Here is a 13,201-nt window from a genome sequence, read left to right as displayed (position 1 = left end):
GTAGGTGACTCCGGCACGGGGCCCCAGACGCCGCAGCTAGGCTCAGTACGCTCATTCGCGGTTGACCCGTCAGCACCCGGAGGTGGCCGAACGTGACCGTCCGCAGCTCCTTTGTCGTAGTGGCGAACCGGCTACCGGTCGACGAGGTGAGCACACCCGAGGGACGGCAGTGGCGCCGCAGCCCCGGGGGGTTGGTGACCGCGCTGCACCCCGTCCTCGCCGAGCACCAGGGCACCTGGGTCGGCTGGGCCGGCGGCACCGGCGCCGCCCCCGAGCCCTTCGACCTGGAGGGCATCCGGCTGCACCCGGTGCCGCTGAGCGCGGAGGAGCTGGAGCGCTACTACGAGGGCCAGTCCAACGCGACGATCTGGCCGCTCTACCACGACGCGGTGGAGACGCCGGCCTACAAGCGCCGCTGGCGCGAGGCGTACCGCCTGGTCAACGCCCGCTTCGCGGAGGCCGCGGCGGAGGTCGCGGCCGAGGGGGCGACGGTCTGGGTCCAGGACTACCAGCTCCAGCTCGTCCCGGCGATGCTCCGCGAGCTGCGGCCCGACCTGCGGATCGGCTTCTTCCTGCACATCCCGTTCCCGCCGATCGAGCTGTTCATGCAGATGCCGTTCCGCACCGAGATCCTGCGCGGCCTGCTCGGCGCGGACCTGGTCGGGTTCCAGCAGCGGCTCGCCGCGCAGAACTTCGTCCGGCTGGCCCGGCACCTGCTCGGGCTGCGCTACGAGGGCCAGATGATCCAGGTCGACGGCCGCCAGGTGAAGGCCGGCGCGTTCCCCATCTCGATCGACACCAAGGAGATGGAGCGGCTGGCCGCGGACCCGGCGATCCAGGCCCGCGCGAAGGAGATCCGCGAGGAGCTGGGCAACCCGAAGACGATCATCCTGGGCGTCGACCGGCTCGACTACACCAAGGGCATCGAGTTGCGGCTCAAGGCCTTCCGCGAGTTGCTCGCTGACGGAAAGTTGACAGTCCCGGACGCGGTTATGGTGCAGGTGGCCACGCCCAGCCGCGAGCGGGTCGAGCACTACCAGGCGCTTCGCGTCAAGGTAGAGCGGGAAGTTGGTCGGATTAATGGCGAATTCGGCAGGGTCGGCGTGCCGGCGGTGCATTATCTGCATCAGTCGTACAGTCGCACTGAACTGGCCGCGATGTACGCCGCTGCCGACGTGATGATGGTGACCCCGCTCCGAGACGGAATGAATCTGGTGGCCAAGGAGTACGTCGCATCACGCGCCGACCAGGGTGGTGCGCTCGTGCTCAGTGAGTTCGCCGGCGCGGCCACCGAGCTGCGTCAGGCGTTCCTGTGCAACCCGCACGACCCCGACGCGGTCAAGGACGCCCTGCTGCGGGCCGTGCATGTCGAGAAGCCGGAGGCCCGCCGCAGAATGCGGACTATGCAACGCCATCTACGCGCCCACGACGTGGGGCACTGGGCCAAGTCCTTCCTCACCGAGCTCGGTGTGCCCGAGGCGGAGGAAGCGTGAACGCCGTCAGCGACATCGTCACGCCCGCGGCGGGCACGATGGACCCTGAGCTGCGCGCCGCCATCGGCCGGATCGCCCGGGTGCCACAGCTCCTGATCGCCTGCGACTACGACGGCACCCTGGCGCCGATCGTGGAGGACCCGAGCAAGGCCGTCCCGCTGCCGGAGTCGGTGGCCGCCGTCCGGGCGCTGGCCGCCCTGCCCCAGACCACCGTGGCGGTGGTTTCCGGGCGGGCCCTGCGCGACCTGGCCGCGCTCTCCCGGCTGCCCAGCGAGGTGCACCTGGTCGGCAGCCACGGCTCCGAGTTCGACATCGGCTTCGTCGAGCGGCTCTCCCCCGAGCTGATCGCCGTGCGCACCCGGCTGCGCGACGCGCTGCGCGAGATCGCCACGGCCCACCCGGGCATCCGGCTGGAACGCAAGCCGGCGAGCGTCGCGGTGCACACCCGCGGGGTCGACCCGCAGGTCGCCGCCGCCGCCATCGAGGCGGTCCGCACCGGCCCCGCCACCTGGGCGGACGTCACCGTCACCCAGGGCAAGGAGGTCATCGAGCTGTCGGTGGTCGCCACCCACAAGGGCACGGCCGTCGACCAGCTGCGCACCCAGCTCTCCGCCAGCGCGGTGCTCTTCATCGGCGACGACGTCACCGACGAGAACGCCTTCGGCAACCTGCACGGGCCGGACGTCGGCATCAAGATCGGCCCCGGCGACACCCAGGCCGACTACCGGGTGGCCGACCCGATCGAAGCCGCCCGGGCCCTCGGCCTGCTGCTCGAGACCCGCCGGCACTGGCTCTTCGGCGAGCGGGCGGTGCCGATCGAGCGGCACTCGATGCTGGCCAACGGCCGCACCGTGGCGCTGCTCACCCCCGAGGCCAAGATCACCTGGCTCTGCCACCCCAAGCCGGACTCGGCGGCGATCTTCGCCGACCTCGTCGGCGGCAGCCCGGCCGGGCACTTCAGCGTCGCCCCCGAGCGTGGGGGCATCCCGCTCGGCCAGCGCTACCGCTCGGGCACGATGACCGTCGAGACCCGGTGGTCGGGCCTGACCGTCACCGACTGGCTGGACAAGCCGGCCACCGAGACCACACCCGACGGCCCGGCCGTCATCACCGGCGACTCGACCCTCGTCCGGGTGCTCACCGGCTCCGGCCGGGTCCGGCTGGAGTTCGCGCCCCGGCCCGAGTTCGGCCAGGTCGCGGTGCAGTTGCAGCCGCTCGACGACGGCCTGCTGGTGCTCGGCTCCAACGAGCCGGTCGCGCTCTACTCCCCCGGGGTCGAGTGGCAGGTCAGCAGCGACGGCGGCAACTACGAGACGGCCAAGGCGGTCGTCGACCTCTCCGCCGCCGGCGGGCAGGTCGTGCTGGAGCTGCGCTTCGCCACGCACAGCCTGGAACACCACCGGCTGCCGGTCCACGAGCGGCAGGCCCTCGCCGAGCAGCCGTGGAAGGACTGGGTCGCCTCGCTCCGGCTGCCCAACACCGCGCGGGACATGGTGGCCCGCAGTGCGCTGACCCTGCGGGGGCTCTGCCACGAGGCCACCGGCTCGATCCTCGCCGCCGCGACCACCTCGCTGCCCGAGGAGCTGGGCGGCGTCCGCAACTGGGACTACCGCTACTGCTGGCTGCGGGACGCGGCGATGACCGCGCGGGCGCTGGTCGACCTGGGCTCGATCGAGGAGGCCGAGGCGCTGCTGCGCTGGGTCGACGGGTGCATCGAGCGCACCGGCGGGCACCCGGAGCGGCTGCACCCGCTCTACACCGTGGACGGCTACGAGCTGGGCGCCGAGGCGGTCATCGACACGTTGCCCGGCTACGCCGGCTCCCGGCCGGTCCGCGTCGGCAACCTCGCCAACCACCAGCTCCAGCTCGACGTCTTCGGCCCGATCGCGGACCTGATCGCCGCCGTCGCCGACGCCCGGGGCTCGGTCCGCGAGGACGAGTGGCGGGTGCTGGAGAACATGGTCGAGGCGGTCCGCCGCCGCTGGCACGAGCCCGACCACGGCATCTGGGAGGCCCGCCTCCCCCCGCGGCACCACATCTTCTCCAAGGTCATGTGCTGGATGACCGTCGACCGGGCACTGCACGTCGTACGCCAGCACGGCGGCGAGGACCGGCCGGAGTGGGTGGAGCTGCGCGACCGGATCGGCGCCAACGTGCTGGAGTACGGCTGGCACGAGACCGTCGAGGCGTACAGCGTCGCGTACGGGGACGAGGACATGGACGCCTCGTCGCTGTGGATCGGGCTGTCCGGCCTGCTCCCCGGCGACGACCCGCGCTTCCTCTCCACGGTGCTGCGGATCGAGGCGGACCTGCGCAGCGGCCCGGTCGTCTACCGCTACCACTGGGACGACGGCCTGCCGGGGCGCGAGGGCGGCTTCCACATCTGCACCGCGTGGCTGATCGAGGCGTACCTGCGCACCGGGCGGCGTACCGACGCCGAGGAGCTGTTCGCGCAGATGGTGGACACCGCCGGCCCGACCGGCCTGCTCCCCGAGCAGTACGACCCGCTGGCCGAGCGCGGGCTGGGCAACCACCCGCAGGCGTACAGCCACCTCGGCCTGATCCGCTGCGCCCTGCTGCTGGACAACATGCTCAAGCAGTGACCTGACCAGTTCACCCGACGACGGCCGGAGCCCCGTGCTCCGGCCGTCGTCGTCTCTCTTCCCCCACCCCCGGGTCGATCATGAAGTTGTTACCGCCCGCCTCGGCGTGTCGCGACAACAACTTCATGATCAACGAGCGCTGCAGGGGCGGGGAATTCAGGTGCGGAGGGCGTCGACCACGTTGCCGATGACCACGACGGCCGGGGGACGAAGGTTCGCGGCGACCGCGTCGGCGGCGACGTCCGCCAGGGTCGACCGGAGCACCCGCTGTGAGCCGGTCGTCGCTTCCTGCACCACCGCGGCCGGCGTCTCGGCCGGGCGGCCGTGCGCGACCAGCGTCGCGGTGATCGCGGCGAGGTTCTTCAGCCCCATCAGGACGACCAGCGTGCCGCGCAGCCCGGCCAGCGCGTCCCAGCGAACCAGGGAGGCCGGCGAGTCGGGTGCGACGTGCCCGGAGACCACCGTGAACTCGTGGGCCACCGCCCGGTGGGTGACCGGGATGCCGGCCGCGGCCGGTGCCGCGACGGAGCTGGTCACGCCGGGCACCACGGTCACCGGCACGCCCGCCGCCGCGCAGGCCAGCAGCTCCTCGCCGCCCCGGCCGAAGACGTACGGGTCGCCGCCCTTGAGCCGCACCACGAACTTCCCGGCCAGCGCCCGGTCCACCAGGATCCGGTTGATCTCCTCCTGGGCCCGGGACGGCCCGTACGGGATCTTCGAGGCGTCCACGAGTTCCACGTCGGCGCGCAGCTCGTCGAGGAGCAACCCCGGCACCAGCCGGTCGGCGACCACCACGTCCGCCTCGGTGAGCAGCCGCCAACCCTTGACGGTGATCAGCTCCGGGTCGCCGGGCCCGGCCCCGACGAGCGCCACCCGCCCGGCTCGGGTGTAAGGAAGGGTCCCTTCCTCTACCGCAGGCGTTAGTAGGGGGCCCTTCCTTACATCCAGCAGGTCGCGGATCGCGTCGCGGACGGCCATCGCCCGGCGCGGGTCGCCGCCGCCGAGCACCGCCACGGTCACCGGCCCGTGCCGGGTCACCGCCGGGGTCCAGGCGGTGGCGGCGGCCCGGTCGTCGGCACGTACGCAGAAGATGCGGCGCTCGGCGGCGGCGGCGCTGACCGACGCGGCGGCGAGCGGGTCGTCGACCGCGACCTGGACCAGCCACGCGCCGTCCAGGTCGCCGGGGGTGAACCGGCGCGGCGCCCAGTGCAGCCGTCCGGCGTCGACGTGCGACCGCAGCGCCGGGGTCAGCTCCGGCGCGACGAGGAAGACGTCCGCGCCGGCGTCGAGCAGGGCGGGCACGCGGCGGGTGGCCACCGTTCCCCCACCCACCACGACCACCCGCCGGCCGGCGAGCCGCAGGCCCAGGGGGTACGGGTTGTCGCTCACGCCGCCCCCTCGCTCCGCTCCCCGGCGCGGGGCGCCACGCCACTGATCCGGATGGTTCGCCCGCTCACTTCTCGGCCACCCCCGCCGAGTCGAAGGTGGCGACCTCGTGCAGCACCCGGACCGCGCCGGTGACCACCGGCAGCGCGAGCAGCGCGCCGGTGCCCTCGCCGAGGCGCAGCCCCAGGTCGATCAGCGGCTCCAGCCCCAGCCGGCGCAGCGCGACGGTGGCGCCCGGCTCGGCGGAGCGGTGCCCGGCCACCATGGCGGCCACGGCGTGCGGGGCGAGGGCCGCCGCGGCGAGGGCCGCGGAGACCGCGATGACCCCGTCCAGCAGGACCGGGGTCCGTCGGGCGGCGGCGCCCAGGATCAGTCCGGCCAGGGCGGCGTGCTCCAGGCCACCGACGGCGGCCAGCACGCCCAGCGGGTCGGCCGGGTCGGGGGCGTGCCGGCGCAGCGCGGTGCGCACCACCTCCACCTTGCGGGCGTACGTGGGGTCGTCGACCCCGGTGCCCCGCCCGGTCGTCTCCGCCGGGTCGATGCCGGCGAACGCGGCGATCAGGGCGGCGGCCGGCGTCGTGTTGCCGATGCCCATGTCCCCGGTGAGCAGGATGCCCGCGCCCGCGTCGACCAGCTCGCCGGCCACCCGGATGCCGGTCTCCACCGCCGCCCGGGCCTCGTCCCGGGTGAGCGCGGCCGTGACCGCCAGGTCCCGGGTGCCGGGTCGGACGTTCGCCGCGACCAGCCGGGGCACGTCCCGGGCCGGCGCGGCTCCGGTGGCGCCCGCCCCGGCGGGGTCGGCCGCCGGCGCGTCGGGGACCGGCAGCGGGGTGGCCACGCCGACGTCGACCACGGTGACGGAGGCGCCGGCCTGCCGGGCGAACGCGTTGACCACCGCCCCGCCGGCCAGGAAGTTCCCGATCATCTGCGCGGTGACCTCCTGCGGCCAGGGGGTCACCCCCTGGGCGTGCACGCCGTGGTCGCCGGCGAAGATCGCGACCGCGGCCGGCTCCGGCAGCGGCGGCGGGCAGTGTCCGGCCAGGCCGGCGAGGCGTACGGAGAGCTCCTCCAGGGCGCCGAGCGAACCGGCCGGCTTGGTCAGGCGCCCCTGCGACTCCCGGGCGGCGGCCATCGCCGGCTCGTCCGGCGGCCGGATCGCCGCGATCGTGGTCTCCAGCATCATGCCTCCAGGATCTCCGCCAGTACCTCGGTGAACGCGTCGGTGGTGGCCGGGTCGCGCACGGCGATCCGCAGCCAGTCCGGCCCGAGACCGGGGAACGTGTCGCCCCGGCGCACCGCCCAGCCGCGCTGCCGCAGGGCGGCCCGCACCTGGGCGGCCCCGGGCAGGTGGACGAGCACGAACGCGCTGGCGGGCCGGCCGGCGACGCGTACGCCGGGCAGGGCCGACAGGCGGGCGACCAGGTGCGCGCGGTCGGCGGCGAGCCGGGCGGCGATGGCGCGCTCGGCCTCGACCGCGACGGGCGTGGCACAGGCCGACGCGGCGGCCAGGGCCGGGGTGGAGACGGCCCACAGCGGCTGGGCGGCGGCCAGCCGCTCCAGCAGCGCGGCCTCGCCGAGCAGGTAGCCGATCCGCAGGCCGGCCAGTCCCCAGGTCTTGGTGAGGCTGCGGACCACCACCAGGCCGGGCAGGTCCCGTCGGGCGGCCAGGGACTCCGGTTCGCCGGCCGCCCCCGCCGCGACCGTGGTGTCGGCGAACGCCTCGTCGACCACCAGCACCCGGCCGGGCCGGGCCAGCGCGGCCAGGTCGGCGGCGGGGTGCAGCACGGAGGTGGGGTTGGTCGGGTTGCCGATCATGACGAGGTCGGCGTCGGCGGGCACTCGGGCCGGGTCGAGCCGGAAGTCGTCGCCCGCGTCGAGCAGCACCCGCTCCACCTGGTGCCCGGCCGCGCGCAGCGCCGCCTCCGGCTCGGTGAACTGCGGGTGCACCACCACCGGCCGGCGTACGCCCCGCAGCGCCCGGGCCAGCAGCACGAAGCCCTCGGCCGCGCCCGCGGTCAGCAGCACCTCGGCCGGCGGGCGCCCGTGCCGGGCGGCGACGGCGGCCCGCGCCGGCCCCGGGTCGGGGTACGCGGCGAGGTCGCCGAGGGCGGCGGTGACCGGGTCGGCCAGCCAGTCCGGCATGGTGTCCCGCCGCACGTTGACGGCGAGGTCGACCAGCCCGTCGCCCACCTCGGCGTCCCCGTGGTGGGTGAGGTCGGGCTCGTTTCCCTCGGGGTCGGGTGCGGGCCCGGCCGGGTCGGGTCCGGTCCGGGCGGGGTCGGGTGCGGGCCCCGCGGGGTCGGGTCCGGGCTCGGCGGTGGGGAGGGTCTCGGTCGGCTGACCACGCATGTCCGCGATCCTGCCGGGAAGGCGGCGCACGGGACAGCGGATCCCGGCGTGGGGCGCGTCACCACACGGGCGTTTATGAATATTTCTCAAGTGCGAATCGGAAATGTCATAACTTGACCCTGTGAGCAACCGACCCCTTGCTGCCGCTGGTCGTCTCGTTCCCCTTCTCCGCGCCGGGCTGATCGCCGGCATCGTGGTCGCCGCCGTGGCCTACCCGGTGGCCGCCGCCACCGGCCTCGGCGCGAAGGTCACGGCGCACGCCATGGAGCACAAGACCAAGATCCTCACCACCGCGCTGCCGGCCGAGACGTCGTACCTCTACGCGCCCGACGGCAAGACGGTGCTGACGATGTTCTACGAGGAGTACCGGCAGTACACGAAGCTGGCGGACATCTCGCCGAACATGCAGCAGGCGATCGTCGCCGCCGAGGACACCCGCTTCTACCAGCACCGGGGCGTCGACCCGAAGGGCGTCGCCCGCGCCTTCGTGGCCAACGCCCGCTCCAGCGGCGTCTCCCAGGGCGCCTCCACCCTCACCATGCAGTACGTCCGGATGGCGCTGCGCGACAGCGCGAAGACGCCGCAGGAGGTGCAGGAGGCCACCCAGCAGACCAGCCTGCGCAAGGTCCGGGAGATGCGGATGGCGCTGGACCTGGAGAAGGAGCTGAGCAAGGAGCAGATCCTTGAGCGCTACCTCAACTCCGCCTACTTCGGGCACCGGGCGTACGGCATCTACGCGGCCAGCGAGATCTTCTTCTCCAAGCCCCCGAAGGACCTCACGCCGGTCGAGGCGGCCACCCTCGCCGGGCTGGTGAAGTCCCCGTCCGAGTACGACCCGGCCAGCTCGGACCAGAAGGACGCCACCGGCCGGCGCAACTACGTGCTGGACCGGATGAGCCAGCTCGGCTACCTCTCGCCCGATGACGTGGCGCAGGCCAAGACCGAGCCGATCCGGCTGAAGCTGACCTACCCGCCGAACGACTGCGCGTCGGTGCCGGAGAAGTGGAACAGCTGGGGCTTCGCCTGCGACTACCTGAAGAACTGGTGGAGCGCGCAGCCCGCGTTCGGGGACAACCGGCTGGAACGGATGGACAAGCTGCGCCGGGGCGGCTACCGGATCGTGCTCAGCATGGATCCGAAGATCCAGGCGGCCGCCGAGCAGAACGTCGGCAGCAAGGAGAACACCGGCAGCCCGTTCGCCAACGGCATCGTGGTCTCCGAGCCCGGCACCGGACGGGTGAAGGCGATGGCGGTGAACCGGACGTACTCGCTGAAGCTGGACGAGAACCCGCCCAGCTCCAACCCGGAGGCCGGGCCGAACATCAAGGCGAACTACCCCAACACGGTGGCGCCCCTGCTCGGCGGCGGTGACCTGCCGGGCTACCAGGCCGGTTCGACGTTCAAGATGTTCCCCATGCTGGCCGCGCTGAACGCGGGCCTGCCGCTGTCCACCTCGTTCAACGCCCCGTACCGGTACCGCTCCGAGGTCTACAACGGCTGGGCGCCGTCCAACGCCAGCGGCGCGATGTCCGGGAACCAGACCATGTGGTCCGGCTTCGGCAAGTCGGTGAACACGTACTTCGTGTGGCTGGAGGAGCAGGTCGGCGCCGACAAGGCGGTCCGCCTCGCCGAGCAGCTCGGGCTGCGCTGGCGCACCGACGTCGACCGGGAGCACGCGTCCCCGGCGAAGGCGAAGACGTGGGGCGCGTTCACCCTGGGCGTCTCCGACGCCACCCCGCTGGAGATGGCGAACGCGTACGCCGCGATCGCCGCGGACGGCCGGTACTGCGAGGCGATCCCCGTGCAGGCGATCTACAACCGGGACGGCACGCCGACCACCTGGAAGACCGCCTCCGGGATCGAACGCGAGGTCGCCAAGCCGCGCTGCCGGCAGGTGGTGAACGCCGACGCGGCCCGGGCCGCCACCGACGCCGCCCGCTGCCCGACCGGCGACACCCCGGCCCGCGGGAGCTGCGGCGGCTGGTCGACGGCGGACAGCGTGCGGGGCACGGTCGGCCGGCCGGTCGCGGGCAAGACGGGCACCACCGACAGCACCCGGTCGGCCTGGTTCGTCGGCTACACCCCGGAACTGGCGGCGGCGAGCTTCATCTCCGACCCGGACAACCCGTTCAACGCGGTCGGTGACGGCCAGTCCCAGATCCCGATCGCCGCGGTCGCGGAGACCCTCCGTGACGCGCTCAAGGGGCAGCCGACCCGCCAGTTCACCCCGCCCTCGGACCGCATCGTCGGCTGACCACCGCCCGCCGCCCCCGCCGCCGGCCGACCGACCCGGCCAGCCTCAGGAGTCAGTGCAGGTCGGCGGCGACGAAGGACCAGACCTCCAGGTCGACCCGGCCACCCCGGACGAAGCCGGCGTTGCGCAGCAGTCCCTCGTAGCTGAAGCCGGCCTTCTCGGCGACCCGGCGGGAGGCCAGGTTGCCGGGGGCGACGCGCAGCTCGACGCGCTGGAAGCCGTGTTCGAGGATCAGCGCGATGGCGAGCGCGTCGACCGCCTCGGCGGCCAGCCCGAAGCCCCGCGCGTGCGCCGCCATCGCGTAGGAGACCTCGGTGCACCGGGCGCCCCAGTCGGTGCGCCGGGTCCACAGGCAGCCGACCACCCGGTCGTCCTCCCGCCGCACCACCGCGTAGTGGTCGCCGTCGCCGCTGTCACGCCGCTGCCGGGCCAGGTCGGTGCACCAGGCCAGCCCGTCGATCTGGCCGGACGTGTCGACCAGCGGCAGCCACCGCTGGGTCTGCCGGTCGGCGAAGACCTCGTCGGCGGCCTTCGCGTCGGCGGCGGTCAGCGCGCGTACCTCGGTGCGGGGCGTGGAGACCGTCAGCGCCGGGAAGCGGCGCACCGCCACCTGGCCGATCACGCGGGCACCCCGGCGGTCGCGGGGTCGGCCGCCGCCTCCGCCGCCGCGCCGACGAGCCGGGCGGCGAGCTGCGGGTACGCCGCCCAGTGCACGGTGAGCTGCGAGGCGTGCACGCCCCGCCAGACGAAGCCCTCGGGCGCCCCGCCGGCCCAACTCCAGGCCGCCCGCGCGCCGGCGCGCGGGGTGAGCACGGCGCGGTGCTCCTTGTGCCCGGTCACCACCGTGCCCGCCGGCGCCACCACGCTGTCGGTCAGGGCGGTCGCCTCCCGGTAGCCGACGACCAGGCCGTCCCGGCTGGTCCCGACCGCGTCGAGCACCCCGCACATGGGCAGCCCGTCCAGCTCCCGGGCCAGCCAGAGCAGGCCGGCGCCCTCGGCGACGACCGGCCGCCCGGTGCGGGCCAGCTCGGCGACCGCGATGCAGAGCCGACGGTTGGCGGAGAGCTGCTCGGCGTACGACTCGGGAAGCCCGCCGCCGACGACCAGCGCGGCGGCACCGGCGGGCAGCGCCTCGTCGTGCAGCGGGTCGACCGTCACCACCTCCGCGCCGGCCGCCCGGAGCAGCTCCGTGGCCTCGGCGTGGCCGTAGCTGCCGCCCGCCGCCCCGGCGACCGCGACGACCGGGCGCGGGCCGGCGGCGGGCCGGCCGGCCTCGGGCGACCACGGCGGCGTCGGCAGGGGCGGGGCGGAGCGGGCCAGTCCCAGCAGGCGGTCCAGGTCGACCGTGGCGGCGACCGCCTCGCCGAGCCGGCGGACGGCGCGGGTGGCCTCACCGGTGCGGGCGAGCGCGGGCACCGCCCCGTGCCGGCGCGGCGGCAGCACCGCCGGCAGGTCGTGGCGGCGCAGCACCCCGTAGACCGGTACGCCGACGTCGTCGAGTGCCGCGCGCAGCAGCTCCTCGTGCCGCGCCGAGGCCACCCGGTTGAGGACCACCCCGCCGAGCCAGAGCTGCTCGTCGTACGCCCGGAAGCCGTGCACCAGGGCGGCCACCGACTGCCCCATCGCGGCGACGTCGACCACCAGCACGACGGGGCTGCGCAGCGCGGTCGCCACGGCGGCCGTCGACTCGCTCTCCGGACGGCCGGCGAGGCTGTCGTACAGCCCCATGCTGCCCTGCACCAGCGCGAGCCCGGCGCCCGACGCCCCGTGGGCGACCAGCGGGGCGATCCGGTCGGCGCCGACCAGCCGGGGGTCGAGGGTGCGACCGGGGCGCCCCGCGGCGAGCCCGAGGTACGCGGCGTCGACGTGGTCCGGGCCGATCTTGAACCCGGCGACGTCGACGCCCCGGTCGGCGAGCGCCGCGAGCAGCCCGATCGCCAACGTGTTCTTGCCGTGGCCGGAGGACGGCGCACTGAGCACCAGGCGCGGCACGACGGTCATCATCGACTCCCTGCGGGGCGGCGGGGGAACCCTGCGGCGGGCCGACCGGGCCGGTCCGCCCGCGTGACGATAGCCGACGCGGGCGGGCGGGTGGCCGCCGCCGAGCGGACCTGTCGGGCGCGCGGCGCCGGGGCGGACCGGGGCCTCCGAGACCGGTGACCCGGCGCGGATCGGGCCCGCGGAGGCCGGTGACCCGGCGCGGATCGGGGCCACCGAGGTCGGTGACCCGGCGCGGATCGGGGCCACCGAGGTCGGTGGCCCGGAGCACAGGGGTAGCCTCGTGGTCGTGTACCGGTTCCTGCTGACGCCGCGCTGGCTGGGCATCCTCGCGCTGACCCTGGTCGCCGCGGCGGTGATGGTGCTGCTCGGCAACTGGCAGCTGGACCGCTACCACGGGCGTACGGCGATCAACGAACGGATCGACGCCGGCCTGCGGATGGACCCGGTCCCGCTGCGCGACGTGCTGCCCGCCCCGACCGGAGGCAGCGGCACGGCCGGCCCCGCGCCCGCCGAGGACAGGTCCTGGACCAAGGTCACCGTGACGGGCCGGTACGACTCGGCGAACGTCGTCCTGGTCCGGGGCCGCGCCGTGGAGCGCACGGTCGGCTTCGAGGTGGTCACCCCGCTCGTGCTGGCCGACGGCACGGCGGTGCTGGTGGACCGGGGTTGGATCCCGCCGGCCCCGGGCGGTGACGCGACCGTCCAGCCGGACGTGCCGCCCGCCCCCACCGGTGAGGTCACCGTGACGGGCCGGGTGCACCTGAGCGAGAGCGGCTCGGTCGGCGTCACCCGGCGCGACGGCAAGCTGGAGACCCGGCGGATCGGCGTGCCCCGGCTGGCCCAGGAGCTGCCGTACCCGGTGCACGGGGCGTACCTGCTGCTGGACGAGCAGACCCCGGCGGCCGACCCGACCTTCAAGGACGTGCCGGTCGGGCACACCAACAACTGGCAGAACTTCGGCTACGTCGTGCAGTGGTGGATCTTCGCCGCGATGACCCTCTTCGGCTACGGCTGGGTGGCCCGCCGGGAGGCCCGCCGGCTGGCCGGCGTGGGGCAGGAGCGGCCCTCCGACCGCGCCGCGGAGCCGGCGTCGCACAGCGTCGCCTGAGCGGTGC

At 74.7% G+C, this 13,201-nt stretch carries 9 protein-coding genes; 4 read left to right on the top strand and 5 right to left on the bottom strand.

Annotated elements, in window-relative coordinates; all coding sequences use genetic code 11:
* Positions 1-92 precede the first annotated feature (92 nt).
* Positions 93-1,493, top strand: coding sequence for a trehalose-6-phosphate synthase (locus tag ACGFZ2_RS08145; RefSeq protein WP_350708526.1), 1,401 nt, complete (start codon positions 93-95; stop codon positions 1,491-1,493).
* 38 nt (positions 1,494-1,531) lie between these two features.
* Positions 1,532-4,096: a trehalose-phosphatase gene (otsB, locus tag ACGFZ2_RS08140; RefSeq protein WP_393451479.1), complete on the top strand. Its 2,565-nt coding sequence runs from the start codon at positions 1,532-1,534 to the stop codon at positions 4,094-4,096.
* Between the two features lie 156 nt (positions 4,097-4,252).
* Here the strand turns inward: otsB and cobA are convergent, their stop codons facing one another.
* The 3 genes from cobA to cobC all read right to left on the bottom strand — a co-directional run bounded on the left by cobA (position 4,253) and on the right by cobC (position 7,831).
* The gene (cobA, locus tag ACGFZ2_RS08135; RefSeq protein ID WP_393451336.1) at positions 4,253-5,485 is read right to left on the bottom strand and encodes a uroporphyrinogen-III C-methyltransferase; all 1,233 of its coding nucleotides are present in this window, start codon (positions 5,483-5,485) and stop codon (positions 4,253-4,255) included.
* Positions 5,486-5,549: 64 nt separating this feature from the next.
* Entirely contained in the window at positions 5,550-6,662 is a 1,113-nt protein-coding gene (gene cobT / locus ACGFZ2_RS08130) for a nicotinate-nucleotide--dimethylbenzimidazole phosphoribosyltransferase (RefSeq protein WP_393451476.1), read from the bottom strand.
* Positions 6,662-7,831 (bottom strand): Rv2231c family pyridoxal phosphate-dependent protein CobC, encoded by a 1,170-nt coding sequence (cobC, locus tag ACGFZ2_RS08125; protein ID WP_393451333.1) that lies wholly within the window; start codon positions 7,829-7,831, stop codon positions 6,662-6,664. Before cobC ends, cobT begins: the two co-directional genes overlap by 1 nt.
* Positions 7,832-7,952: 121 nt before the next feature.
* Here cobC and ACGFZ2_RS08120 point away from each other — a divergent pair, with 121 nt between their 5' ends.
* A complete protein-coding gene (locus tag ACGFZ2_RS08120; protein WP_393451330.1) occupies positions 7,953-10,085 on the top strand; it encodes a transglycosylase domain-containing protein in 2,133 nt (710 codons plus the stop codon).
* A gap of 52 nt (positions 10,086-10,137) precedes the next feature.
* On the opposite strand, the gene ACGFZ2_RS08115 is transcribed toward ACGFZ2_RS08120, so the two are convergent.
* Positions 10,138-10,707 (bottom strand): GNAT family N-acetyltransferase, encoded by a 570-nt coding sequence (locus ACGFZ2_RS08115; RefSeq protein WP_393260777.1) that lies wholly within the window; start codon positions 10,705-10,707, stop codon positions 10,138-10,140.
* Positions 10,704-12,086, bottom strand: a complete 1,383-nt coding sequence (locus tag ACGFZ2_RS08110) for a cobyrinate a,c-diamide synthase (protein ID WP_393451327.1) — start codon at positions 12,084-12,086, stop codon at positions 10,704-10,706. Before ACGFZ2_RS08110 ends, ACGFZ2_RS08115 begins: the two co-directional genes overlap by 4 nt.
* Positions 12,087-12,366: 280 nt before the next feature.
* Here ACGFZ2_RS08110 and ACGFZ2_RS08105 point away from each other — a divergent pair, with 280 nt between their 5' ends.
* Entirely contained in the window at positions 12,367-13,194 is an 828-nt protein-coding gene (locus ACGFZ2_RS08105; protein WP_393451324.1) for an SURF1 family protein, read from the top strand.
* Positions 13,195-13,201 lie beyond the last annotated feature (7 nt).

The organism is Micromonospora sp. NPDC048063, assembly GCF_043202855.1.
Lineage (GTDB): Bacteria > Actinomycetota > Actinomycetes > Mycobacteriales > Micromonosporaceae > Micromonospora.
Note: the sequence above shows the minus strand (reverse complement) of the source record. Positions and strands in the feature narration are given on the sequence as shown.